Source organism: Marinomonas sp. (assembly GCF_965225885.1).
Classification (GTDB): domain Bacteria; phylum Pseudomonadota; class Gammaproteobacteria; order Pseudomonadales; family Marinomonadaceae; genus Marinomonas.
Genome location: NZ_OZ245329.1, coordinates 2,188,383 through 2,214,070, shown reverse-complemented (window position 1 = coordinate 2,214,070; position 25,688 = coordinate 2,188,383). Strand labels below are relative to the sequence as shown.

Genomic DNA, 25,688 nt, shown 5'->3' with positions numbered 1-25,688 from the left:
AGGGGCAATCATTTTCCTCTCGCCTCTCGCACCAAGCTTCGCTATTCTATTCCTGATTGTTTTATTGTTGGACTCCACTTTATGCCTTGGCTTCAAATACGTATTCATACCACGCCCGATCACGTCCCAGCTTTTGAAGATACTCTTCTCGACTGTGGTGCTATGGTTGTCACTTTTGAAGACGTTCATGACGATCCCGTATACGAACCAGACCTAAATACCACACCACTATGGAAAAACACCAAAGTAACTGGCCTGTTTGAAGCAGACGCTGATATCGAACACATTCGCCCAGTGATTGAACATAAAGCCGAATCCCTTAATGAAACCGATATCGATATGAAAATAGAGATAGTCGAAGATAAAGATTGGGAAAGAGAATGGATGGACAACTACCATCCAATTCAATTTGGCGAACGTCTTTGGGTTTGTCCTAGCTGGCGCGAAGTACCCGATCCAAATGCGGTTACACTAATGCTAGATCCAGGTTTGGCATTTGGCACTGGCACTCACCCAACGACTGCATTGTGCCTACAATGGTTAGACAGCATTGATTGCAAAGACAAAACCATTATAGATTACGGTTGCGGCTCAGGGATTCTTGGTATTGCAGGTTTACTACTTGGTGCAACCAACATGGTTGGCATTGATATCGATCCGCAAGCCGTTCAGGCAACCGAGGCTAACGCTGAACGTAACAAGATCGATCCGAGCCGTTTAGAAGTTAAACTGCCACCGTACGAATCGGATCTACAAGCAGACATAGTGGTGGCAAACATACTTGCTGGCCCACTTGCTCATCTAGCACCGACTATTTCTGCTCTGGTGAAAAAACAAGGTCAATTAGCCCTTTCAGGGATACTTGCTAACCAAGCACAGGAAGTGATTGAGGCGTATCAAGAATGGTTTACAATTGACTCTATTACCGAAAAAGAAGAATGGGTTCGTATTGTCGGCACGAAGCACGCATAATACTTAACTTTATATATAAGAGACCTTTGCACAAAGTCACGAACCAAAGGTCTCGTAAAGCTTTAAACAGGATGATGACACCCTATGGCCAATAGCCTAATAACCCGTTGCCCAAAATGTTCAACCGCATTTCGAGTAAGCGATGAAGTATTAAGCATGGCTAAGGGGAAAGTCAGATGCGGCCAATGTTTCCATATTTTTAATGCCAGCGACGCGGCAAACAACAAGACAAAACTGGCCAGCACCAAAGAAAAAACTCAATACGAAAACACTAATCCAACCAAAGAAACAGTCACTCCAGAAAATCAAGTACAAGCTGATTCAACTCGTCAGCCGGCGACACCAAACAATGAAAGTCGTAAAAATATAGAAGCATCCATCGAGAGTAGACTCGCCCCAGCGGAAGAAATTGTTAACCCAGATTGGCTACATACTCTATTTGATGACAAAGATCTGCAACCACCCAATGAAAGTGCGGCAAGCTCAAGCACCAACAAAAGCCGATTAGTAGAAGCTGAGGCCGAAGAAACAAAAAATACTTATCAGGAATCTACGCGAAGACAAGAAGCAACTCAAAGAGCCGCAGTAGAAACAAAGCGACAAGATGAACCCGCACCCTGGGAAGTTGAACTTGCAGAAGTGGAAGCTGCGCTTAAAGCGACACCACAACAACCTTTTGTAGCAAACAAGTCAACTACCAAGCCAGTACAAAAAGCTGCAGCGACAGAAAGCCCTGCAACCCCAGAGCCTGATTATATGGTTGCCCTGCATTCTTTAGCACAAACAGCAGCGGAACAAACTCGGCCGTCGGATATTAAGAACCAACACACTATTCTTGAGCAACTATCCGCTCAAGAAAGCCTAGCCCCACTAATGGGCGAAAGCGAACCTTCCACAAGTAAGAAAAAAGGCCATCCGTGGTTATGGTTTTTTGCTTCTTTATTAGGGATTGCATTGCTCACGGCACAAGTTGCCACGCATTTTTTTGAAGAAGGCAGCCGTTCATCTAATTTTAGAGCCATCTACAAAACAATATGTTCCTATTCTGGCTGCGTCCTACCTAGATTTGAAGACATCAGCGCTATTAGCATTCAACATGTACGTATTCAAAGCCACCCATCTATACCCAACACGCTTTTAGTGAATGCCATCATCACCAACACCAGCGATTTTTCTCAACCAATGCCAAAAATCGCCTTAGAGTTTTTTGATTTAAATGGTTTACCAGTCGCTGCACGACTCTTTTCACCAAGCGATTATTTACATAAAGATTTTCTCGATATCACTTACATGCCACCAAATACGCCTATTCATTTGGTCATTCCAATACAAGATCCAGGCGCTCGTGCCGTCACTCATCAGCTGAGAGCCTTTCCTACAGACACTCGCTCTTACTAATTTTTCACTGTTTTAGTGCTAAGGTTAAAAAAAGAACAAAAAATAGTCAGTTTTTAGCCTGTCAAGACTTCAAAAACAACGATTGCATAGGTATTATTCACGCCCGCTCGACGCTGTCGACGATCTTTAACATTCAATCCAGTATTCAGGAACATCATGGCATTTGCTATTGGCCCGTATTGCGTTGACAAACCCGTTATCCTTGCTCCTATGGCTGGTGTAACTGATTTGCCTTTTCGCCGCCTTTGTCATGATCAAGGTGCAGGCTTAGTGGTATCAGAAATGGTAACTTCCGATGTTCGCCTGTGGAACTCGACAAAAAGCCGCCATCGTTTAATTCACGATGCGGAAGTCTCGCCGAGATCCGTTCAAATTGCTGGCGGCGACCCTAAAATGATGGCAGAAGCCGCGCAACAAAATGTTGAGCTAGGTGCACAAATCATTGATATCAACATGGGTTGTCCCGCTAAAAAAGTATGCAATAAAGCAGCAGGCTCTGCATTACTTAAAGATGAAGCACTTGTTCGTGAAATACTGGAGTCTGTTGTAAATAGTGTTTCTGTTCCGGTCACTCTAAAAATTCGTACTGGATGGAGTCTTGATCAGAAAAATGGTCTTGCAATTGCGAAAATGGCAGAAGATATAGGCATTCAAGCATTGGCGATTCATGGACGAACACGGGAATGCAAATTCCAAGGACAAGTTGAATACGACACGATTGCAGAGATTAAGCATCATTTGAGCATCCCTATTTTTGCTAATGGGGACATTAAAGACGCGCAGTCAGCAAAGTTTGTGAAAGATTACACCAAAGCGGATGGCATCATGATTGGCCGAGCCGCCCAAGGAAGACCGTGGATTTTTCGCGAAATAAACCACTATTTAGAAACAAACGAATTGTTAGCACCTCCTTCTTTATCTGAGGTGAGACAGCTTGTTATTAATCACGTGAACGCCTTACACCAATTTTATGGTGATTATTTAGGCGTGCGTATTGCTCGCAAGCACGTTGGTTGGTACCTGCAGACGTTAGCGGATAAAACACAATTTCGCAGCCTGTTTAACCGTATTGATAATACGCAAGAACAGCTTGATAAATTGCAAGAGTTCTTTGTTTGCCAATAGGCAAACGAACCTTACACTTAATGTAATGAATATCTAAAAAGAAGACCGAAATCGTTCTTCTCTATAGTAATCAATGCACATTAATAGAGACCTTTACACGATGTAACGAGCAAAGCCAAGACGAGACAAAAACAGACGAGAAAGCGGATTTTATGGGTTATAAATGAGCATTTTGAGTCTGTTTTTAACAAAGTATTGGTGAGCACAGTAGTCGTGTAAAGATATCTAATAAATGGTTAGCTTAAAAAAATAGAAGGTCATTCTGTGGTAGAACAAACTCATACTCATACGTTTCAAGCCGCTTCTTCAGAGCAGTCACAAACCCTACGTGACAATGTTGAAAAAGCCCTACAAAACTATTTCGCTCATCTTGATGGGCAGCCAATAACAGACTTATATCAGTTAGTCTTAGCCGAGGTTGAGGCGCCTTTGCTAGAGTCTGTCATGAGCTACACAAAGGATAACCAAACCAAAGCATCCACCATCCTTGGTTTAAACCGAGGCACACTTCGCAAGAAGTTGAAGCAATACGGCATGCTATAAGCACAAAGAAAAAAGGGCGAATTCGCCCTTTTTTTCGTCTTATCTTCCCCTTGTTTATTTAGTGTTAAATTAATTGCGAGAACCATGATGGCAAATCAAAATACAGTAACTCCAATCAAACGAGCGTTAATCAGTGTTTCCGACAAATCAGGCATTGTCGAATTCGCACGTGAACTGACCGCTCAAGGTGTTGAAATTCTTTCAACTGGTGGTACTTACCGTCTTTTATTGGACAGCAACGTTAAAGCAACGGAAGTGTCTGACTACACTGGCTTCCCAGAAATGATGGATGGCCGTGTCAAAACGCTACATCCAAAAGTACACGGTGGCATTCTTGGTCGTCGTGACATCGACGGCGCCATCATGAAAGAGCACGGCATCGAAGAAATCGATATGGTTGTTGTTAACCTTTACCCATTCGAAGCAACGATCGAACGTCCTGATTGCGATTTACCGATGGCGATTGAAAACATTGATATCGGTGGCCCTACCATGGTTCGCTCTGCAGCGAAAAACCATAAAGACGTGGCTATCGTGGTTTCCCCTTCGAACTACGAAGGCATCTTGGCATCACTTAAAGCTGACGGAGGTTTGACTTTCGAACAGCGTTTCGACCTTGCTGTTAAAGCATTCGAACACACTTCTCACTACGATGGCGCTATTGCTAACTTCCTAGGTAAAAAAGTGGAAGGCGGCAGCGAGGACTTCGCACGCACCTTCAACCTACAATTCAACAAACAAGAAGAAATGCGCTACGGTGAGAATCCACACCAGAAAGCCGCTTTCTATGTTGAAGCGAATCCTAAAGAAGCGTCTATCAGCACGGCTAAACAAATCCAAGGTAAGGCACTGTCTTACAACAACATCGCAGACACTGATGCGGCTCTTGAGTGCGTAAAAAGCTTCGATAAACCAGCATGCGTTATCGTTAAACACGCTAACCCTTGTGGCGTAGCAACAGCAGCGAGTCAATTTGAAGCCTACGATCTTGCTTTCCAAACAGACCCAACGTCTGCCTTTGGCGGCATCATCGCTTTCAACCAAGAGCTAGATGCACAAACCGCACAAGCAATTGTTGATCGCCAATTCGTTGAAGTAATCATTGCTCCAAGCGTTAGCAAAGAAGCGGCCGACATCGTTGCCGCAAAACAAAATGTTCGTGTGCTTGAGTGTGGCCAATGGTCAAAAGACAAGCCAGCGGCGCTAGATTACAAACGCGTTAACGGCGGCTTATTGGTTCAAGACCGTGACGACGGAGTGATTACTTTAGACGATCTTAAAATTGTCTCTAAACGCCAACCTAGCGAAGAAGAACTAAAAGACTTATTGTTTGCATGGAAAGTGGCTAAATTTGTTAAATCCAATGCGATTGTTTATGCGAAAGCAGAACAAACTATTGGTGTAGGCGCAGGCCAAATGAGCCGCGTTTACAGCGCTAAGATTGCCGGTATCAAAGCGGCTGACGAAAATCTAGAAGTGGTTGGTTCGGTTATGGCATCTGATGCATTTTTTCCATTCCGTGATGGCATCGATGCGGCTGCACAAGCTGGTATTACAGCTGTTATCCAACCAGGTGGTTCTATGCGTGACGAAGAAGTTATTGCTGCAGCTGACGAAGCTGGCATGGCAATGGTCTTCACTGGCATGCGTCACTTCCGTCACTAAGAACGCGCCACTAAGAAGCCGCCATTGATGGAAGCATCCATTAATACGTCAAAACTTTTTAGTTAGTTGCCAGAGACTTCGGTCTCTGGCTCGCAATACAAAGGATTAGATAATGAAAGTTCTTATTATTGGTAACGGTGGTCGTGAACATGCTCTAGCATGGAAAACCGCAGAATCCAGCCAAGTCGAAAAAGTTTTTGTTGCTCCAGGTAATGCAGGCTCAGCAACAGAAAACAAAGTTAAAAACGTTAACATCGGCGTGACAGACATCGCTGATCTTGTGGCTTTCGCGAAGAAAGAAAGCATCGACTTGACCATTGTTGGCCCAGAAGCGCCTTTGGTTATTGGTGTGGTGGACGCGTTTGAAAAAGAAGGCTTAGCTATCTTCGGTCCAACAGCAGCTGCAGCACAACTAGAAGGCTCTAAAGCTTTCACTAAAGACTTTTTAGCACGCCACAACATTCCCACGGCAGCTTATGGCAACTTCACTGAGATCGAACCTGCTGTCGCTTACATCAAGCAGCATGGCGCTCCAATCGTTGTTAAAGCCGATGGCTTAGCGGCAGGTAAAGGCGTTATTTTGGCGCAAACTGAAGCCGAAGCCATTGAAGCAGTTGAAGATATGTTACAAGGCAACGCTTTTGGCGATGCAGGTAGCCGTGTTGTTATCGAAGAATTCTTGGTCGGTGAAGAAGCCAGCTTCATCTGCATGGTTGATGGCGAGACCGTTTTGCCAATGGCGACAAGCCAAGACCACAAAGCACGCGATAATGGCGACAAAGGCCCAAATACTGGTGGCATGGGCGCTTATTCTCCAGCACCGGTTGTCACACCAGAAATTCATGATCGCATTATGAATGAAGTCATCATGCCAACCGTTAAAGGCATGAACGCGGAAGGCAATCGCTACCGCGGATTCTTATACGCTGGCGTGATGATTGCACCAGATGGCACACCAAAAACACTCGAATATAACTGTCGCTTTGGTGATCCAGAAACACAACCAATAATGATGCGCTTGCGTTCTGATTTGGCTCAAATGTGTTTGGCAGCCATCAATGGCAAGCTTGATACAATCGTAGCTGACTGGGACCCTCGCGCAAGCTTAGGTGTTGTTCTTGCAGCTGGCGGCTACCCTGCTGATTACCCTAAAGGTGATGTGATTTCTGGTTTGGATACAATCCTTCCTGAAGGTCAGAAAGTATTTCAAGCAGGCACTGCATTAAAAGATGGCCAAGTTGTTACTAATGGTGGCCGTGTTCTTTGCGCGGTTGCTCTTGGCAATACGGTTGCAGAAGCACAAGCGTCTGCTTACGAGGTTGTTAAAACACTGTCTTGGGACAAAGTTTACTTCCGCACTGACATAGGCCATCGCGCCATTGCTCGTGAGAAAAAGTAATCTAGCCGTGGCTAAAACAGTGACTCGCTAATAAAAAAGGCCTCAATTGAGGCCTTTTTTACATCTTAAACTTGATTCGGACTTATAACTTTTTTTTCAACTGAGACTCTTTTTTGTCTAACCACACTTTAAATAAGCGCCCTACTTCTAACACCAATAAACCAAAAATAATGCCAGCAACCCAATCTAAACCCAGCACAAAGCCCAATGCAGCAATCATTCCATAGCCATAAAATAGATTAGTACGCGTTGATGGCTTGGACTGTCTGGCGAACCATGTCACCCCTAACAGCAATATGCTAAACCAAACATAATACTCCACCAAAATTGGATATAGCATTTGATCCCCTATCTAGTTAATAATGATAGCCTTTATTGTGCTTGGGCTAGCGTTTTGTTTTATCGATTAATTTTACTATTTTTACTCATTATCTCCAACAGCGCTTGGAGCTCAAACACTATTGCCATTATTGATGATACAAATAGTGCATTCAATATTGGCAAAAGTGGTTATTACTTTATCGATAAAGATCAAAACTTATCATTTGATACCATTACGTCTGACAAGTATGCAAAACGTTTTAGACCTCTTAATCGCGACTATCTACAGTTCGGAATGGTACAAGGCAATATCTGGATTCGCACCGACGTAGCGATACGAACCAGTAACATGCCGATATTGCTAACGATTGACTCTCCAAGACTCCAGAACCTAGATATCTATCTTCCTAATTTATACGAAAACCAAGTTCAGGCAGAGCTCGGTGGTGCACGACCTTATAACAACAAAAAAATTAAAGCACCAAACTATATTTTTTCGATTCCAGCCAACTCGCCACCCGTTTTTACCTTGTATATTAAGCTCTCATCTCATTTACCAATTAATGCAGAAATAAAGCTGAAAACACTTTCTAAAATGAGCTCAGATGCACAGAAAGAACTAACTTTTACGGGAATTCTCATTGGCATATTATTGACGCTATTGATTTACAATGTGTTCTTTTTTATCAAAACATCGCACCCGATGTACATAATATACTGTGTGTTGTTGGTCGGCATTGCGGTTCTGCACCTTGCTCTTCATGACCAGCTTTCTCAGTTGTTTCCAAACTCTGTCAACATTCAAGAAAAAATTTATAATTTTGCGGCACTATCTTGTTTATGTGCGATTGTGTTCTTTTCACGACTCTACCTTGAGACCAAAGACCATCTGCCAAAAATGGATCGAATTTTAATTGCCGTTGGCACTCTCAATGCATTATTTGCCATCATATTCACCATGGCACCTGAAAAAATAAATATTATGGTGCTCTCTTTTATAGTGGTCTGTACTCTCATTATATTAACCACACATGCCATCATCGCTTTTATCAAAAACATTCCTTTTTCAGGCTACTATCTAGTCGCTCGATTAACATTACTTTGTGGGCATTTTGCATGGCTAATGTCGGTTTACGGCATCATTCCAAGCGTCTTATTATTTGAATGGGGACTCACGTTAACCATCATTGTTGAAGCGATGATTCATTTCACAGGCATGGTTGCGCAAACAGCCCCACTACTCCAAAGACACATCCAGAAAAATAAATACTCTCAAACGGAAATAGCCGATCTTCTATCTGATCTTTCCAGCCGACTTCGCCGTCAAATTAACATTATTGGCGGCGGACTTTCTTATCTTGAGCAGGCGGCAGCTTCAAACGACACTAAGCTGTTTTTAACCAGCAGCCTAACCGCTAACAACAATCTTAAAAATCTCATTGAACGAATTGATCTACTGAGCGACATTAAAGAAAACACTTTAGCCGATCAGCCATCGCCTTTATTGCTCAACCAATTAATAGACAATGCCTATAATAATTTTCAGCGTTTAGATCAAGACAATGCACAAATTGAACTGAATACCTACAAAACGGATCACGTTGAAATTTTACAAAATGCATCCATTTTACAGCACCTTATCGAAAGTCTTGCGCAAGAGTTCAAGCATTTTACTGATCAACCACTTACCCTAAACATTACACGCCACGAAATAAATAGAGAAGGCGTCACTTTATTAGAGCTCAAATGCTACCCTCTACCAACACGAATCCGAACCACTGCGACAAGCTTTGATCTTGGTATGCACTACATCACGCTTCTTATCCAACACTTAGACGGTGAGATACAAATATCCGAGAGCGACTCTACACGAAGCATTACTATTCAGCTTCCTATGCACGCACGTATTCGCTCGGTAAACAGCAACATGTCACAGCAACACCACTTCGACATCATATTATTTGGTCAAGAAGACAATAATCTCCACAAAGCATTAACCGTTTTGCAAAGCCACGCTAATAAAATAGAGCATTTCACTACGTTAGAAAGCTTATTAGATTATTTAGAATTACCAGCAAAAAGAGAATCCGGCTCTATTATTTTAGTCTTCGACAACGGCGGCCACATTCCCCATATTACGCAACAAAGACTACTACCTTTAATGCGTCATGAAGATCAGTGTTTACTGATTAGCAACAATGTTAAAATGTCGCTCGATTATGCTAAAAAGCTTAGTTTCGATGATTTACTGGCCTACTCAGAATTAGATAGCCAACTAGAGCAAAGAATATCTCGCCTTATACAAAAGGGAGACAGATTAAAGAATACATCTTTGTCACGGATCAACCCTTTGCACAAAACACCTTGAAGCAAAGCCACCAACCTTGAATAATACAAACGAAAGGAGATGATATGGACTGTTTATTTTGCAAGATAGTAAAAGGTGACATTCCGGCAAACGTTTTATATGAAGACGATGACGTTATCGCTTTTGAAGACATTATGCCAAAAGCTCCAACCCACTTTCTTGTTATTCCTAAACGTCATATTAGTACGCTGAATGACCTTACTGATGAAGATGCTCCCGTGGTTGGTAAACTACAAATCACCGCAGCGAAAATAGCAAAGCAAAAAGGCATCAGCGACGCTGGTTATCGTGTTGTTATGAACTGTAACGAGATGGGTGGACAAACCGTTTACCACATTCATATGCATGTATTGGGTGGCCGTGCAATGACATGGCCTCCAGGTTAATGAGAGGATAAAAAATGATCTCTTTTCTAGACAAAGCCGTATTACAACTTGATCGAGCCTTACAAACGCTTGTTCCTCATGCCGCGAAAGCAAAGCGATCATCTCCTGCAGAAAAACTAGAAGAAGCTGAATTGGAACAGACTGAGCGCAAACATTCATCTGGTCTCATGCGCATCAATCATACTGGCGAAGTGTGCGCCCAAGCACTATATGCAGGACAAGCAACAACAGCAAAACTCGCTGCTGTTCGCAAAGAAATGGAGCATGCGGCGGACGAAGAAATAGATCATCTAGTCTGGTGCGAACAACGGCTTTATGACTTAGGCAGCAAACCCAGTGTTTTAAACCCTTTATTCTACGGTGCATCTTTTATCATAGGCGCTGGCGCTGGCCTTATTAGTGATAAATTAAGCTTAGGCTTTGTTGCTGCCACAGAAGAACAGGTTTGCATTCACCTTGAAAAACACATGGCAACCCTGCCAACACAAGATGAAAGAAGCAAAGCGGTTTTGGCACAAATGCATATTGATGAAGCCAAGCACAAAGCAATGGCGTTAGAAGCAGGTGGATACGAGTTTCCACAACCTATTATGGTCATCATGACCCAAGTATCCAAAGTCATGACCACAACAACCTACCGGATTTAATCATGAACAGAGATCTTCATTCTATTCGCCGTGACTATCAATTCGACGACCTTTTGGAAGAAAACGCAGGAGAAGATCCTCTTGCGTTATTTGACACCTGGCTAGAAAAAGCCATCGAAGCTTGCCCAGACGACCCAACTGCAATGGTATTAAGCACCGTTGGACTAGATGGCTGGCCGCATTCTCGCGTGGTGTTATTAAAACAACGTAACGATGCTGGCTTTTCTTTTTTTACCAACTATGACAGTGAAAAAGGCCAGCAATTAGCCCAGAACAACAAAGCCAGCATGACCTTCTTTTGGCCTGCGTTGTCTCGTCAAGTTCGTGTAGAAGGCATCATAGAAAAAGTATCCCGCGAGACATCTGAAACCTATTTTGCAAGTCGCCCACGAGGCAGTCAGCTCGCAGCGAGAACCTCTAAGCAAAGTGCCATTATTGAGAGCCGTGATGCGCTGCAAAAAGCATTTGATGCAGAAGAGCAAGCTTTCAGCGAGCAAAGCGTTCCCTGCCCTGAAAACTGGGGCGGATATGTATTAAAGCCCAGTTTCATTGAGTTCTGGCAAGGACGACCAAGCCGGCTTCATGACCGCATTTGTTATGCACAAAAAGATAACGATTGGATAAGAACTCGAAAAGCACCGTAATTATTACTCGCAGCAAATGATTCATTGTGAAGAGTGAACAGGACTCAAAGCAGGAGACGAAAGGTTAAACTCATTCTCTCCTCTTTGATTCGCTTTCTTACCGGCAGTGAGTGCTGCCATATCACCTGTGTCGAAGCAGACATAACCAACCAACTTGAATCGTCTAATTCCACACTGTGTTTAATTTGATGATTCGCTTTAAGGCGAAATAGAAACGGTCGACTCGCTCCGAGGCTCAACATAGCAACGACTGGCGCAGGCCCTAGTGATTTCTCATCATCCGCATGCCAGCCCATGTATTCCTCACCATCTTGATACCAATTCAACAACACGGCATTGAACGACTGACCCGCAAGCCGCTCAGCCTCTTCTTTAATAGGTAATAGCCAATCAGGCCAACCAATGCCATGATGATCTTTACCTGAATAGCGATAACAAATACCAAAATCCGCAATAAACGCCACTTTTCTTGGCACCAATATATCGCGCCCAAACATGAGCAAACTTTCTCGCTCCCACAACAGATTCAACTTAAGCCGCGACATAAGCTGCTGTAAGCTTGAGCTAGAAATTGAGTATCGGTATGATGGCCGAGCTTCCATTTAATTATTCACCTTGGACTTCAATGCAAACCTCTCTTCCTCATGAGCAAATCAAACGCAGCGCATTTTTAGACGTATATCGCGGCTCTGCCGTACTTCTAATGATAATATTCCACTTCTGTTGGGATTTGCGGAATTTTGGTTTTATGGAGTTTTCTATTTATGACCCTTTTTGGATCTATTTTCGCAGTTTGATTCTCACACTCTTTCTAACTGCCATTGGCTGGTCAACATATATAACACTAAACAAAGCTCGCAACCCATCATTTTGGAAGAGAGACTTAAAGCTATTTATTTCAGCAACGGGGATTTCATTGGCAACCTACCTTGCCGTGCCCAACCAGTGGATTTACTTTGGCATTTTACACTTCATTTTTATTGCCTCTTTGATCACGAGACCGCTGGTCAAATGGCCAATTACTTCAGCATTACTTGGCGCTATTATTATCTTCGTCTATCACTCAACCAACTGGCTACACTTCCCTAACGCCTTCACAACCATCACATCTTATGTCGAACTACCAGAAAGAACTCTGGATATCGTATTTCCTTTTCCGTGGATTGGCGTTGTTTTAATAGGCCCTCTTCTTGGCTACCTAAATTGGCATAAGATCCCTACTCCAAGTAATCTAGCAATTGATATTTTGGCCTTTATGGACCGCTACGCACTGCCCATTTATCTAACCCATCAACTTATACTATTTTGCCTTGTAGCCTCGTTCAAAATGGTGCTTGGCCTCATTTTTTGATCACTTTTCGTGCGCTCAACCAGATGAGTTTTTTTCATCAAAAAATAGATAAAAATAGATTTTATGGCCTTGCCAATTGCTAACTTTACGCTTTTTCAGGCAAGTAAAGTAAGTGACCACTTAGCTATTGTTTAATTATCATTTTAGAGTTTTTTTCAAGCCTTGATTTTCACTTGAATGAGCACTATTGTTCGCTACAGATTATCAACGAAACACTACATATAGTGTGTTAGCTAAAATATACACACTACATAGAGTAAACCGCCTCTTTTTATATAGCACTAATGGGAAGTCAATGCATGAGCACTCTCACAGTTACTAAACGTAACGGGACGACAGAAAACATCAACCTAGAAAAGATTCATAAAGTCATCGCATGGGCTGCTGAAGGATTAGACAATGTTTCTGTTTCCCAAGTAGAGCTAAAAGCACGAATTCAGTTCTTTGAGGGTATTCGTACTACAGACATCCACGAAACACTTATCAAATCTGCTGCGGATCTCATTTCTGAAAACACGCCAGATTACCAATACTTAGCGGCACGTTTAGCTATTTTTCACCTCCGTAAAAAAGCCTTCGGTGATTTTGAGCCGCCGCACCTTTACAAGCATGTAAAAAATCTTGTTGAGCAAAAGCGTTATGATTCGCATCTGCTAGAAGATTACACAGAAGAAGATTTCAACCAGCTAAATTCTTTCATTGATCACTCTCGTGATATGGATTTCTCTTATGCTGCGGTGAAACAGCTTGAAGGTAAGTACTTGGTACAAAACCGAGTAACGGGGGCTATCTACGAAAGCCCACAGTTTATCTACATCCTTGTCGCGGCTTGCCTATTTGCTGGTTATGACAAAAAAGATCGTTTGAACTTAATTCGCCGTTTCTATGACGCCGTATCTAAATTTAAAATTTCATTACCGACACCGATCATGTCTGGCATTCGCACACCGACTCGTCAGTTCAGTAGCTGTGTACTGATTGAATGCGGTGACTCTTTAGACTCTATCAACGCGACATCTAGTGCTATTGTCAAATACGTCAGCCAGCGCGCCGGTATCGGCGTGAACGCTGGTGCCATTCGTGCTCTGGGTAGTCCTATTCGTGGCGGCGAAGCTTTCCACACAGGTTGTATCCCATTCTACAAACACTTCCAAACAGCAGTAAAAAGCTGCTCTCAAGGTGGTGTTCGTGGTGGCGCAGCAACCGTTTTCTATCCAATTTGGCACTTAGAAGTCGAAAGCCTATTGGTACTGAAAAACAACCGTGGTGTAGAAGAAAACCGCGTTCGTCATTTGGATTACGGCGTACAGTTTAACCGACTGATGTACCAACGCTTGATTAAAGGCGGCAATATTACTTTGTTTAGCCCATCTGACGTGCCAGGTCTATACGATGCTTTCTTTGCTGATCAAGAAGAGTTTGACCGCCTATACACTATGTATGAGCAAGATCCTTCAATCCGTAAACAAAGCATTAAAGCAACAGAGCTATTCACTCTGTTTGCTTCTGAGCGTGCAAGCACTGGTCGTATTTATCTACAGAACGTGGATCACTGTAATACTCACAGCCCATTTGACCCTAAAGTTGCGCCAGTTAAACAAAGTAACTTGTGTTTGGAAATCGCCCTTCCAACTAAGCCGCTGAACAGCATTGATGATAAAGAAGGCGAAATTGCGTTGTGTACCTTGTCTGCATTCAACCTAGGTGCACTTGAAAATCTAGATGAACTAGAAGAATTAGCAGAGCTAATCGTTCGCGCCTTGGACAGCTTGTTGGATTACCAGAACTACCCAATTCCAGCGGCACAGCGTGCAACAGAACTGCGTCGTACATTAGGTGTCGGCGTTATTAACTACGCGTATTACTTAGCGAAAAATGACGTTAAATACTCTGACGGCAGTGCAAACGAACTAACTCACAAAACATTTGAAGCGATTCAGTACTTCCTATTGAAAGCTTCTAACAAGTTAGCGAAAGAGTTTGGCCCATGTTTGGCCTTTAACGAAACAACTTACTCTAAAGGCATCTTGCCAATCGATTCTTACAAAAAAGAAATAGACAACATCGTTTCTAACGAATTGTTCTACGATTGGGAAACCTTGCGTACAGAAATCGTTACTCACGGTCTACGTAATTCGACGCTTACTGCATTGATGCCATCTGAAACCTCTTCTCAGATCAGCAATGCAACTAACGGCATCGAGCCACCTCGTGGTTTCGTTTCTGTTAAAGCAAGTAAAGACGGTATTTTGAAGCAAGTCGTTCCTGAGTTTGAACGCCTAAAAGACAACTATGAATTGTTGTGGACCATCCCATCAAACGATGGCTACCTACAATTAGTGGGTATTATGCAGAAGTTTGTCGACCAAGCGATCTCTGCTAATACAAACTATGATCCGCAAAAATTTGAGTCTCAAAAAGTACCAATGAAGGTGATTTTGAAAGATCTACTTACCGCTTATAAACTTGGTGTGAAAACACTGTACTATCACAACACTCGTGATGGCGCTGATGACAAGCAAGAAGACATGGATGATTGCGCCGGCGGTGCTTGCAAAATCTAACCAGTCAGTCATCGTACAGAGACCTTTTGCATGATCTGACAAGCAAAGCCTCATATCAATGAGGCTTTGCTATGTTTACCGCTTTAACGAAATACTAAAATCTATTAATAACTAAGGCATCTTCTTACCGAAAATGCCCTACGCTTTTGAGGAATACCCTGAAACATGAGTTACTCGACTTTCAACCGTAAGCACTTCGATAGTACAAAAGAACCTATGTTCTTTGGTGAAAATGTCAACGTTGCTCGCTATGATCAGCAAAAGCATCCCATTTTTGAAAAGCTAATCGAAAAACAATTGTCTTTCTTTTGGCGACCTGAAGAAGTCGATCTTTCTACTGATCGCAAAGACTTCCAACGATTAGAAGAACACGAACAACACATTTTCTTGAGCAACCTAAAATACCAAACATTGCTCGACAGTGTGCAAGGCCGTTCGCCAAACGTTGCACTATTACCAATTGTTTCTCTACCTGAATTAGAAACTTGGATTGAAACTTGGTCTTTCAGTGAAACCATTCACAGCCGCTCTTACACTCATATTATTCGTAATATTGTTAACGATCCGACCAAGATTTTTGATGATATCGTGACGAACGAAGAAATCACTAAACGTGCCGACAGTGTGTCTAAATACTATGATCGTCTAATCGAAATGGTCAATTTGTATAACACCATGGGCATGGGAACCTTTGACGTTCCTGGCAAAGGCGCAATTGAAATTTCTATGCCTAAGCTTAAAAAAGCCCTTTACCTAACGATAGCCTCCGTCAACGTATTAGAAGCGATTCGTTTCTATGTTAGCTTTGCATGTAGTTTTGCTTTTGCTGAGCGTACGCTAATGGAAGGCAACGCCAAGATCATCAAACTGATCGCTCGTGATGAAGCCTTGCACTTAACAGGCACTCAACACATGTTGAACTTGATGGCTTCCGGCAAAGATGACCCAGAAATGGCAGTCATTGCAGCAGAATGCCAAGACGAAGTTCGTCAAATATTCATTGAAGCTGCGGAACAAGAAAAAGAATGGGCAACGTACTTATTCAAAGACGGCTCTATGATAGGTCTTAACGCTCAAATCTTAGGCCAATATGTTGAATACATTACTAACGTACGAATGCAAGCAGTTGGACTTGATACCTGCTTTGAAACCAAGCACAACCCAATTCCATGGATTAACGCTTGGTTGGTAAGTGACAATGTTCAAGTTGCCCCACAAGAGGCAGAAATCAGTTCTTACCTAGTCGGACAAACTGACAACAGCTTAGATGATTCAGACTTCGATGACTTCGATCTCTAAACCACAAGCGCTCGAAAACAAAGATCAAGTGCATCGAGTACTATTAGGGAAAAAACAAATTCTCGTTACTGAGGATGAACCTTTACTAGTACAACTTGAGCGAGCTGGTATTCACGTTGAATACCAGTGTCGTGAAGGATATTGCTCTTCTTGCTCAATCAAGCTCTTATGGGGAAATGTCATTTATCCATTTGAGCCCCTAGCATGGGTGCAAAGCGGTTATTTATTAGCTTGCTGTGCGATTGTCAAAAGCGACATTGAAATCGCTTTTTTTGACTGACGCAGCCATAGGCAAAATAATATCTTTGCACTAGCGCAACGTACGGTAGCCCGCATAAATTCGGGTTGCTGTCGTTATCCAACAGATCACACCAAAAGCATACGCCATGATGGCAAAGTAACTAGGGAACAAACAAATCAATATCAGAAACACAATGGTTTCTGTCCCTTCTGCCAATCCCCCTAAAAAGTACAGAGATTTACGACCATACTCTAATCGTTCTATTTTTCGCTTCTCTGCCATAATGGCAAACGCCAAAAAACTACTTCCCGTCCCCATAAAAGAAAAAATCAGGAAACTAGCGGCTAACGCATTGTCTACTGGACTCATCAGAGCAAAACCAAAAATCACCGCTGAATAAAAAATAAAATCCAAGGTAATATCTAAATAGCCACCTAGATCCGTTGCCCCCTGCACTCTCGCCACAGCACCATCTAAACCATCCATCACTCTATTAATGATCACACACACCAGAGCCAAAGAGGTGTTTCCAAAAAACAAAGCAGGTAACACCATAATACCAATGACAAAACCAAAAACGGTAATCCAATCAGCTTTCACACCTAACTTATCAATCACCAAAGCCGTTAAACGCAAAGGATGTTTCAGGGTTTTAATAAAAAATGTATCTAACATTCAAACAACTACCTTGATTCTAGAGAGACGAAACTTTTCAAGACTTGATACAATGCAAACATACTGAGACTCGCCAACAACTCAATTGTAAATAAGGTTTTTATGATAAACGCTCAACAATACGGCTCTTCAGGCCCACATCTTATTGTTATACACGGTTTATTTGGCAATGCTGACAACTGGCACTCTATTGCTCAAGCCTTGGCTGAACACTTCACCGTGCACTGTATCGATCTTCCTAATCATGGTAAATCAGATAGTATGTCTGATGCCAGCTATCCAAAGATGGCAGAGGCGATACTTGATTGGACAACACTCAATAAAATTAACTCTTTCTACCTTCTCGGCCACTCAATGGGTGGGAAAGTCGCCATGCAAATGGCTGCAATCGCACCAGCCGGAAAAATTGAAAAACTCATCGTGGTTGATATCTCTCCAGTTGATTACCAACCAAGCCATACTCGTATCTTAGAAGGTTTAAAAGCAATTGATGAGTCGCAGCCGGCATCAAGAAAAGAAGCCGACGTATTATTAAGTCAATACGAGTCAAATTTGACTGTCAGACAATTCTTATTGAAAAACCTAGTAAGAAGTGAACAAGGCTTCAAGCTAGAGCTCTCTGTGAACAACATAGCCGATAGCTATTCTACTATTCTAAAAAAACCGATTATTGAAAGCTCGGTAGACATACCGACGTTATTTATCAAAGGTGAAAACTCAGACTATATTGTGGCCGAGTATCAAAACGCAATTTTGACACTCTTTCCAAACGCTAGCTTTAAGATCATATCTGGCGCTGGTCACTGGTTACATGCTGAAAAGCCATTACCCTTTACCAGTCTTGTAAAACGGTTTTTGCGGTAATCACTAACAACCCGTTTCGGAGCACAGACCATATTTGTCTTTTAAATACGATGGGGACGGTAATACGACACCGTATGATTTAATCAGGTAAGGGTTAAAACTCACCCTCAGTTTATCGGGGTACACTGCGTCCAGTAGAACCCCTTTTGACTGCCACGTACTAATACGATCAGCCAACATACCTAGTTTCGTATCAGTGTCAGAGTAAATTGCAAACAATGAGCCTGCTCGGACAAAAGCAAAAGAAGGCCCTATCATTATTCGTTGCTTATGGAATAGTAATTTTAATATGTCCTGCGCTATGCCATTTTTATAGAGTTCAGTATCGACCAGTGAAAAGATCGCCATTGAATCTTCTAAGACAAAATTCACTGCCTTCAAGATAGACAAACGATCACACAACCAACGAATCATCATCACTAATTCAACCTATAATCGTCCGCTAAATAGGTTCCTAATATTCGCACATCTTCTGAAAAGAAACGCAATTCTTCAAGCGCCTCCTGCATCGGAGAAGACTGAAAATGCGCTTCAACATCCACATAGAACTGAGTTGCGGTAAAATTACCATTCACCATATAACTTTCTAACTTCAACATGTTAATCCCTTGGGTAGCAAAGCCACCCATCGCCTTATAAAGCGCTGCAGGGATATTTCGCACGCGAAACATAAAGGAAGTGATATAAGTTAAGCCATCTTCATAAACAGGCATTTTTTGCTGACGAGCAAACACCAAAAAACGAGTCGTATTGCCTTCCGTATCATTAAAATGGGTTTTAAGCACTTTCAGACCATAAAGCTCAGCCGCCAATTCTGATGAAATCACTGCCAATCCAGGCTCATCAAATTCAGCAATATGCTTAGCGGCTCCAGCCGTATCATACATAGCTTGACTCTTCGCCCCCAACACCTTGATGTTGGTATCACATTGCGCCAGCGCCTGTGGATGACTGCCAATTCGAGTGATTTGGTCTAATGTCATAGAATGACGAGCAATTAAACAATGATTAACTGGCTCAAAGTGCTCTTTTACCACATACAATTGAGTACGTTTTAATTCCCGATAGATTTCTTCAACTCGACCAGCGGTAGAGTTTTCAACAGGAATCATGGCGTAATAAGCTTCACCTTGCTCCACCATCTGTAAAGCATCAACAAAGGTTGCGCAGTGAATACTGGTCCAATCAGGAAAGGTATGTTTGCAAGCAAGATGCGAATAAGCCCCAGGCTCGCCTTGATAAGCAACAACCTGCGTTGCATCAAGAGTAAGATGTTGATCTGGCATAGTAGAATCGATTCTGTGATATATTTCCGCTACAGTAACAAATAGACGTTATTATTTACACAAAAATGACATGAACAAATACTTCCACCCAACTACTGACCAAAAAATGCCTTATGAAAAAAACATTCATATTACTGGTAAAAGGTTATCAGTTTTTAATTAGTCCTTTACTGGGAAATAACTGTCGATTTTATCCTAGCTGCTCACAATATATGATCGAAGCTATTGAGCGCTTTGGGATTTTTAAAGGTGTGTATTTAGGCTTAAAAAGATTGTCTAAATGTCATCCATGGCACGAAGGCGGCATGGACCCGGTTCCCGGTTCATGCCACTGTAAAGACGAAAAAACACAAGAAAATCAAATTAAAAGAGAGAAAGAAAAGAATTAACTTTGCGTCGTGGTCATTTGTAATTTCAAGTCACTAGCAACCAATACAGCCTGCGTTCTATTGTTAATTTCCAGCTTGCGAAAAATCGCCGTAATATGCGCCTTCACCGTTGCTTCAGAAATAGATAATTCATAAGCAATCTGTTTATTTAACAACCCTTCATGTAAATAACAAAGCACTTTATATTGCTGCGGAGTCAGCTCTGCGACTTTGTTTTGCATTGATAAATCTGGCTTTGGCTGATTAGCAACCTCTTGCCTAAGACCATCTGGTAGCCAAATATCACCCGCTAAAATGGCATGAATCGCCTTGGCATAAGTTGCAGGCTCACTGGTTTTAGGAATAAACCCCAAAGCGCCAGCATCAATGACTTTCGCAACCATCACACTGTCTTCACTACCGGAAATCACAGCCACTGGCACATCCGGAAAATCTTTACGAATTCGAATCAATCCATACAACTCACCACTACCGGGCATATTTAAATCCAGCAGCAGCAAATCAAGGTCATTTACATTCTCCAAACATTGCAAAGTCGAATCCAAGTCATGAGATTCGACTATAACAATTCCCTCAATCTCTGCTCGTAATGCGCCACATAGCGCACTACGGAACAAGGGATGATCATCCGCGATAACAAGTGAAATCACTGTGTATCCTTTTTAAATATGTAAACTGTCACACATTTAAACGGTTTTCGATCAAATCATCAACCACACTTGGGTCAGCTAATGTACTTGTATCACCGAGTTGATCATGTTCATTGGCGGCGATCTTTCTTAAAATTCGACGCATAATTTTACCAGATCGAGTTTTCGGTAAGCCTTTGCTTGCCCACTGAATAAGATCTGGCGTGGCGATAGGCCCAATTTCTTGTCGAACAAACTGCTTCAATGATTTAGTCAGCTCTTCATCTGGAATCACACCAGCAATCGCACTGACATAAACATAAATGCCTTGGCCTTTAATATCATGAGGGTAACCAACAATAGCGGCCTCAGCAACAGAAGGATGAGCAACCAGCGCGCTTTCGATTTCAGCGGTTCCTAAGCGATGCCCAGAAACGTTCAAGACATCATCCATACGCCCAGTGATCCAATAATGACCATCTTCGTCACGCGATGCGCCATCACCAGTAAAATACATGCCTTCAAAGGTACTGAAATAGGTTTGCTCAAAACGCTCATGGTCGCCATAAACAGTTCGCGCCTGGCCTGGCCAAGAATCGGTAATAACCAAACCGCCTTCTACTAGTACGCCCTGCTCTTCTTGCAAAATGCCTTGCGCATCGACCAAAGCAGGTTGCACGCCATACAAAGGACCAGTACAAGAACCCGGCTTGATATCACCTTGAACAACTCGTGGCGTCATCATCATGCCGCCAGTCTCGGTTTGCCACCAGGTATCAACGATAGGGCAAGAGGAATTACCGATTTCAGTGTAATACCAAGACCACGCTTCTGGGTTGATTGGCTCACCCACACTACCTAGTACGCGCAATGAATCTCGTTTACTTGAACGCGTCGCTTCATCGCCTTTCGCCATCAAAGCTCGAATAGCCGTCGGTGCTGTGTACAGAATGGTTACGTCAAATTTATCAACCACGCGACCAATTCGACCTGAATCAGGGTAGGTTGGAACACCTTCAAACAAGATGCTTGTTGCACCATTAGCAAGCGGCCCATAAACCATGTAACTATGACCTGTGATCCACCCTACATCGGCGGCACACCAATAAATATCATCTGGTTTAAGATCAAATACCAATTCATGAGTTAACGAGGCATAGACCAAATATCCGCCAGTAGTGTGCACCACACCTTTTGGCTTACCGGTTGAACCAGAGGTATAAAGAATAAAAAGCGGGTCTTCGGCGTTCATGCGCTCTGCTGGACATTCAGCGCTTTCATTCTCAACTTCAACCGCCCAATCCAGATCACGGCCTTCAAACCAAGGCACATCTTTTTGGGTATAACGATAAACAACAACGCTTTCAACTGATGGACAAGCATTGTTGTCCAACGCCATATCGACGTTATGTTTAAGAGGAATAGTGTTACCAGCACGACGACCTTCGTCTGCGGTGATGACTAACTTTACTTCACAATCGTTTAAACGATCAGCAATAGCATGAGCTGAAAAACCACCGAAAATAACCGAGTGAATAGCACCGATTCGAGCACACGCCAACATAGCGTAAACAGCTTGCGGAATCATTGGCATGTAAATAGCGACTCGATCGCCTTTTTTGACGCCCTGACGTTTTAACAGATTCGCCAAACGCCCGACTTCATCATGCAATGTTTGATAGGTAATCGCGACTTTTTCATCGCTTTCTTTGTCGCCTTCACAGTAATAAGCAACTTTGTTCGCAGATTTGTCTAAATGCCGATCAATACAGTTATAAGCCACATTGAGCTCACCATCTTCAAACCATTTAATACTAACATCACCTCGTTTAAACGAAGTATTTTTGACCTTAGTGTAAGGCTTAAACCAATCTAAACGCTTCCCTTCTCTTGCCCAAAATTCGTCTGGGTTTTCAATCGATTCTTGATAGCGTTTTTCAAATTCTGCTTGACTCACATTGGCACTTTTTGCCGCCTCATTTGAGGTTGCGCTATATAATGACTTCATAACCCGCTCCATTGTTAAATTTGTTATTCGGATGCTGAACTACTATAACCCGCTAGGCGTCCTGATCTATTCCACTTTAGTCTTATTGCAGAAGCAGACCTAAGCAAAACGCCCCGCCTTTACGAAAAATGGCAGACGTACCTTTTGTTTCTTTGTGGGTTCAGACCAAGCTTCGCGGATAATAGGAGAAGCATCCAATAAAAAATCGTCTCCCTTCTCCTGAATGCGTAATTGAGACGCCGACCAAGTCCGAATGAAATCCAGCGTTTGCGCAACAGACCAATGACAGTTTAGTTCAAAAGCTGGAACCGCCATTAACTCGAAAGGAAACTTAATATCACGATATTGATTCCATAATAAGCGACTTTCTGCTGGCCAGTAACTTTCAAGATGCGGCAATACAGACTCTGCAATCGCTTTGTCTTCTGCTTCTCCTACTTGCAACCAGTTGTATCCCCAGCAAACAAACATTCCACCGGGTTTTAAGACTCGTTTAAGTTCAATCCAAAACGCCTCTAGATTAAACCAATGCAGCGCATGAGCAACACACACCACATCAAAATAATCATCAGGATAAAGCGTCTTCTCAGCAGGAAAAACTTGATAATTCACCTTGCGATGTGGTGTCGCTGCCGTCACTTGAGATTCACTAATGTCAGAAGCTTCAACGCGATCAAAATACGCCGCAAGATCAACAGAAGCCTGACCCGTACCGCAAGCACAATCCCATACAACACTTGATGGAGGCACTTGCTGGGACAACCAATAATAAAGCTCGGCCGGGTACATCGGTCGAGTACGAGAATAACTAGTAGAAGATTGTCCATCAAAAGTACGCATAGAAACCTCTAGACCAAATGGTATTTATACCTTAACTGCTTAATTTAAGGCTTCAAGCAATTCTATTGCTGTTATCTCAGATTATGATCTAGCTAGATAACACCCCATGTTGATTAAGCACCTGACGTGCTTCATCAACGCCTTTAACTCGAAACGCTTTCATACCGAGCGCATTGGCCGCATCAATATTGACCTGATTATCATCAATAAAAAGGATCTGCTCGGGAGCAACCTGTAAATTCCGAATAACATATTGATAAATCGCTTCGTCCGGCTTTACAAAACCTACCATATGAGAAGCATAATAACTGTGAAATTTACCTGCCAGCGCCATTTCTTCCATCAGCCTCGGCCAATGGGCCGCATTAGTGTTAGACAAAATAGCACGATGATATTCAGGCTTTACTGACTCAACCAGTTCAAGTGCACCAGCAAACAAACCTCTTGGCCATGCCTTAAAAGACGCTTTAAAGGTTTCTTGGTCTATATTACTGCCAACTTCTTTTAATAAATCACTGGCAAATTGATCAAAGGTAATTTTGCCAGTATCAAATGCAGCAACCGTCGGTGATCTTAACCACTTCAACCAGACTTCAGACTCCACACCTTGCGTATTTAACATAGCATGCATTTCAGAAATATCGCCTAAATCCACTAAGACATTTCCTAAATCAAACAATACAACGCGAATATTATGATCTTGTTTCATTATTTTCTCACTTTGAACTCATCGGCAATATTTTGCTTACTATAAAAGCATATAGATCAAAATAACACGTGAATGCTTGAAAGACACCGTCTTTGCTAATGAGCAATATATTGCCGATATATAATGATAATCTATCAGCAAGAAATAGCTCATTAATGTGAAAAATGTGATTTATTTCAGCATGCTTAATGAAATATTGTTATAAATCAATACCTTGAATTTATGGCATGAAATTCGCTATGAACATAATTGAACAATAACCCTAATTAACGGAGAAAAATAATTATGAAATTGGGATTTGTCACAAAAGCAATTCTTTCTAGCGCTACTGCAGCGGCCATCACTTTATCTGCCACCAGCTCTTTTGCTGCAGATAACCGCAACTACATTCTAGCAACAGCTTCTACTGGCGGGACTTATTATCCTGTTGGTGTCGCTATCGCCACCTTAAGTAAAGTAAAACTAGAGCCTAAATTTGGCTTATCTCTTTCTGCCATCAGCTCAGCGGGCTCTGGTGAGAACATCAAACTACTTGGTGAAAACCAAGCCCAACTGGCGATATTGCAAAGTATTAATGGTGCTTGGGCATGGGATGGCGTAGGCCCGCTTAAAAATGCAGGAAAACAAACAGAATTACGCTCTATTTCTATGCTATGGCAAAACGTCGAGCATTTTGTTCTTAGATCAAACCTTGCTAAAACAGGCACCATCGCCGATTTAAAAGATTTAGAAGGAACAGATAACAAGTTTTCTATTGGTAAGAAAAATTCCGGCGCAGAAGCCTCTGGAAGTCATTTATTGAAAGGCTTAGATATTGCCCCCGAAAAATTCAGTCTGGCTTACTTAGGCTATGGGGCCAGTGCAGATGCCATACAAAATGGCAATATTGATGGTATGAATACACCAGCTGGCGTACCAGCAAGTGCAGTCACTCGACTATATGCCTCTATGGGGGATAAGGTCACCCTGCTCAATTTTAATGATGAGCAACTAAAAGCCGTTAATAAAGAATATGACCTTTGGACTCGTTATGTCATCCCTGCCAACACTTACCCAGGCCAAACGAAAGACATCAATACCATAGCAGAGCCTAACTTCTTAGCTGTCAGAGCGGATTTATCTGAAGAAGATGTCTATCAATTAACTAAGTCGATTTATGAAAACTTGGCTTATTTAAGTGCTATTCATAAAGCAACTGCAGACATGTCTCTTGAAAAAGCCACCACAGGACTTCCTGTACCTCTTCACCCAGGCGCGGCTCGATACTACCGCGAGCAAGGCATTCAGATCCCAGATCGATTAATTGCAAAGTAATTAAGTCTGCCTATTTAAAGCAGTAACACTCTATCTAAACAAGTACCGTAA

The 25,688-nt window shown here is 42.4% G+C and carries 26 protein-coding genes; 17 read left to right on the top strand and 9 right to left on the bottom strand.

Going from position 1 to position 25,688, the window contains the following annotated elements; all coding sequences use genetic code 11:
- Positions 1 to 81: 81 nt before the first annotated feature.
- The 6 genes from prmA (at position 82) to purD (ending at position 7,102) form a co-directional block, all read left to right on the top strand.
- Complete coding sequence (gene prmA / locus ACO05V_RS10460) at positions 82 to 972, top strand: 50S ribosomal protein L11 methyltransferase (RefSeq protein WP_421850701.1); 891 nt, start codon at positions 82 to 84, stop codon at positions 970 to 972.
- A gap of 84 nt (positions 973 to 1,056) precedes the next feature.
- Positions 1,057 to 2,370, top strand: coding sequence for a DUF3426 domain-containing protein (locus ACO05V_RS10455; RefSeq protein WP_421850698.1), 1,314 nt, complete (start codon positions 1,057 to 1,059; stop codon positions 2,368 to 2,370).
- A gap of 153 nt (positions 2,371 to 2,523) precedes the next feature.
- Positions 2,524 to 3,495, top strand: coding sequence for a tRNA dihydrouridine synthase DusB (gene dusB, locus ACO05V_RS10450; protein WP_421856937.1), 972 nt, complete (start codon positions 2,524 to 2,526; stop codon positions 3,493 to 3,495).
- A gap of 264 nt (positions 3,496 to 3,759) precedes the next feature.
- Positions 3,760 to 4,038: a DNA-binding transcriptional regulator Fis gene (fis, locus tag ACO05V_RS10445; protein WP_012070668.1), complete on the top strand. Its 279-nt coding sequence runs from the start codon at positions 3,760 to 3,762 to the stop codon at positions 4,036 to 4,038.
- 87 nt (positions 4,039 to 4,125) lie between these two features.
- A complete protein-coding gene (gene purH / locus ACO05V_RS10440) occupies positions 4,126 to 5,703 on the top strand; it encodes a bifunctional phosphoribosylaminoimidazolecarboxamide formyltransferase/IMP cyclohydrolase (protein ID WP_421856934.1) in 1,578 nt (525 codons plus the stop codon).
- A 112-nt stretch (positions 5,704 to 5,815) separates the two neighbouring features.
- A complete protein-coding gene (purD, locus tag ACO05V_RS10435; RefSeq protein WP_421850695.1) occupies positions 5,816 to 7,102 on the top strand; it encodes a phosphoribosylamine--glycine ligase in 1,287 nt (428 codons plus the stop codon).
- Positions 7,103 to 7,184: 82 nt separating this feature from the next.
- On the opposite strand, the gene ACO05V_RS10430 is transcribed toward purD, so the two are convergent.
- Entirely contained in the window at positions 7,185 to 7,442 is a 258-nt protein-coding gene (locus ACO05V_RS10430; RefSeq protein WP_421850692.1) for a hypothetical protein, read from the bottom strand.
- A gap of 54 nt (positions 7,443 to 7,496) precedes the next feature.
- On the opposite strand from ACO05V_RS10430, the gene ACO05V_RS10425 reads away from it, so the two are divergent.
- The 4 genes from ACO05V_RS10425 to pdxH are packed head-to-tail and all read left to right on the top strand — an operon-like array spanning position 7,497 to position 11,468.
- Positions 7,497 to 9,791 carry a 7TM diverse intracellular signaling domain-containing protein gene (locus tag ACO05V_RS10425; protein ID WP_421850689.1) on the top strand — a complete coding sequence of 765 codons (2,295 nt, stop codon included), beginning with the start codon at positions 7,497 to 7,499 and terminating at the stop codon, positions 9,789 to 9,791.
- Between the two features lie 44 nt (positions 9,792 to 9,835).
- Positions 9,836 to 10,177, top strand: coding sequence for a histidine triad nucleotide-binding protein (locus ACO05V_RS10420; RefSeq protein ID WP_421850686.1), 342 nt, complete (start codon positions 9,836 to 9,838; stop codon positions 10,175 to 10,177).
- Between the two features lie 14 nt (positions 10,178 to 10,191).
- On the top strand, positions 10,192 to 10,824 hold the full coding sequence (gene coq7 / locus ACO05V_RS10415; protein ID WP_421850682.1) for a 2-polyprenyl-3-methyl-6-methoxy-1,4-benzoquinone monooxygenase: 633 nt from the start codon (positions 10,192 to 10,194) through the stop codon (positions 10,822 to 10,824).
- A 2-nt stretch (positions 10,825 to 10,826) separates the two neighbouring features.
- Positions 10,827 to 11,468: a pyridoxamine 5'-phosphate oxidase gene (gene pdxH / locus ACO05V_RS10410; RefSeq protein ID WP_421850679.1), complete on the top strand. Its 642-nt coding sequence runs from the start codon at positions 10,827 to 10,829 to the stop codon at positions 11,466 to 11,468.
- A 44-nt stretch (positions 11,469 to 11,512) separates the two neighbouring features.
- Here pdxH and ACO05V_RS10405 read toward each other — a convergent pair whose 3' ends face one another.
- Positions 11,513 to 12,070 (bottom strand): alpha-ketoglutarate-dependent dioxygenase AlkB family protein, encoded by a 558-nt coding sequence (locus ACO05V_RS10405; RefSeq protein WP_421850676.1) that lies wholly within the window; start codon positions 12,068 to 12,070, stop codon positions 11,513 to 11,515.
- Between ACO05V_RS10405 and ACO05V_RS10400 the strand changes: the two genes are divergently transcribed.
- The 4 genes from ACO05V_RS10400 (at position 12,052) to yfaE (ending at position 16,962) form a co-directional block, all read left to right on the top strand.
- Complete coding sequence (locus ACO05V_RS10400; protein WP_421850673.1) at positions 12,052 to 12,819, top strand: heparan-alpha-glucosaminide N-acetyltransferase; 768 nt, start codon at positions 12,052 to 12,054, stop codon at positions 12,817 to 12,819. The genes ACO05V_RS10405 and ACO05V_RS10400 overlap by 19 nt on opposite strands.
- A gap of 299 nt (positions 12,820 to 13,118) precedes the next feature.
- Positions 13,119 to 15,383 carry a class 1a ribonucleoside-diphosphate reductase subunit alpha gene (gene nrdA / locus ACO05V_RS10395; protein WP_421850670.1) on the top strand — a complete coding sequence of 755 codons (2,265 nt, stop codon included), beginning with the start codon at positions 13,119 to 13,121 and terminating at the stop codon, positions 15,381 to 15,383.
- Between the two features lie 165 nt (positions 15,384 to 15,548).
- Positions 15,549 to 16,682: a class Ia ribonucleoside-diphosphate reductase subunit beta gene (gene nrdB, locus ACO05V_RS10390; protein ID WP_421850667.1), complete on the top strand. Its 1,134-nt coding sequence runs from the start codon at positions 15,549 to 15,551 to the stop codon at positions 16,680 to 16,682.
- Positions 16,666 to 16,962, top strand: coding sequence for a class I ribonucleotide reductase maintenance protein YfaE (gene yfaE, locus ACO05V_RS10385; protein WP_421850664.1), 297 nt, complete (start codon positions 16,666 to 16,668; stop codon positions 16,960 to 16,962). The genes nrdB and yfaE overlap by 17 nt, the downstream gene beginning before the upstream one ends.
- Positions 16,963 to 16,992: 30 nt before the next feature.
- Here the strand turns inward: yfaE and ACO05V_RS10380 are convergent, their stop codons facing one another.
- The gene (locus tag ACO05V_RS10380) at positions 16,993 to 17,598 is read right to left on the bottom strand and encodes a CDP-alcohol phosphatidyltransferase family protein (RefSeq protein WP_421850661.1); all 606 of its coding nucleotides are present in this window, start codon (positions 17,596 to 17,598) and stop codon (positions 16,993 to 16,995) included.
- Between the two features lie 102 nt (positions 17,599 to 17,700).
- Here ACO05V_RS10380 and ACO05V_RS10375 point away from each other — a divergent pair, with 102 nt between their 5' ends.
- The gene (locus ACO05V_RS10375) at positions 17,701 to 18,462 is read left to right on the top strand and encodes an alpha/beta fold hydrolase (protein ID WP_421850658.1); all 762 of its coding nucleotides are present in this window, start codon (positions 17,701 to 17,703) and stop codon (positions 18,460 to 18,462) included.
- A 3-nt stretch (positions 18,463 to 18,465) separates the two neighbouring features.
- On the opposite strand, the gene ACO05V_RS10370 is transcribed toward ACO05V_RS10375, so the two are convergent.
- Together ACO05V_RS10370 and ACO05V_RS10365 are read right to left on the bottom strand one after the other, a co-directional pair.
- A complete protein-coding gene (locus tag ACO05V_RS10370) occupies positions 18,466 to 18,882 on the bottom strand; it encodes a hypothetical protein (RefSeq protein ID WP_421850655.1) in 417 nt (138 codons plus the stop codon).
- Positions 18,882 to 19,748 (bottom strand): prephenate dehydratase, encoded by an 867-nt coding sequence (locus ACO05V_RS10365; protein WP_421850652.1) that lies wholly within the window; start codon positions 19,746 to 19,748, stop codon positions 18,882 to 18,884. The genes ACO05V_RS10370 and ACO05V_RS10365 overlap by 1 nt, the downstream gene beginning before the upstream one ends.
- Before the next feature lie 113 nt (positions 19,749 to 19,861).
- Between ACO05V_RS10365 and yidD the strand changes: the two genes are divergently transcribed.
- Positions 19,862 to 20,137: a membrane protein insertion efficiency factor YidD gene (gene yidD, locus ACO05V_RS10360; RefSeq protein WP_421850649.1), complete on the top strand. Its 276-nt coding sequence runs from the start codon at positions 19,862 to 19,864 to the stop codon at positions 20,135 to 20,137.
- Here yidD and ACO05V_RS10355 read toward each other — a convergent pair.
- The 4 genes from ACO05V_RS10355 to ACO05V_RS10340 form a co-directional block, all read right to left on the bottom strand.
- On the bottom strand, positions 20,134 to 20,787 hold the full coding sequence (locus ACO05V_RS10355) for a LuxR C-terminal-related transcriptional regulator (protein ID WP_421850646.1): 654 nt from the start codon (positions 20,785 to 20,787) through the stop codon (positions 20,134 to 20,136). The genes yidD and ACO05V_RS10355 overlap by 4 nt on opposite strands.
- A 28-nt stretch (positions 20,788 to 20,815) precedes the next feature.
- Positions 20,816 to 22,774, bottom strand: coding sequence for an acetate--CoA ligase (acs, locus tag ACO05V_RS10350; protein ID WP_421850643.1), 1,959 nt, complete (start codon positions 22,772 to 22,774; stop codon positions 20,816 to 20,818).
- Between the two features lie 99 nt (positions 22,775 to 22,873).
- A complete protein-coding gene (locus ACO05V_RS10345; RefSeq protein WP_421850640.1) occupies positions 22,874 to 23,614 on the bottom strand; it encodes a methyltransferase domain-containing protein in 741 nt (246 codons plus the stop codon).
- 88 nt (positions 23,615 to 23,702) lie between these two features.
- Positions 23,703 to 24,323, bottom strand: a complete 621-nt coding sequence (locus ACO05V_RS10340) for an HAD family hydrolase (RefSeq protein ID WP_421850636.1) — start codon at positions 24,321 to 24,323, stop codon at positions 23,703 to 23,705.
- 285 nt (positions 24,324 to 24,608) lie between these two features.
- On the opposite strand from ACO05V_RS10340, the gene ACO05V_RS10335 reads away from it, so the two are divergent.
- The gene (locus ACO05V_RS10335; protein WP_421850633.1) at positions 24,609 to 25,637 is read left to right on the top strand and encodes a TAXI family TRAP transporter solute-binding subunit; all 1,029 of its coding nucleotides are present in this window, start codon (positions 24,609 to 24,611) and stop codon (positions 25,635 to 25,637) included.
- Positions 25,638 to 25,688 lie beyond the last annotated feature (51 nt).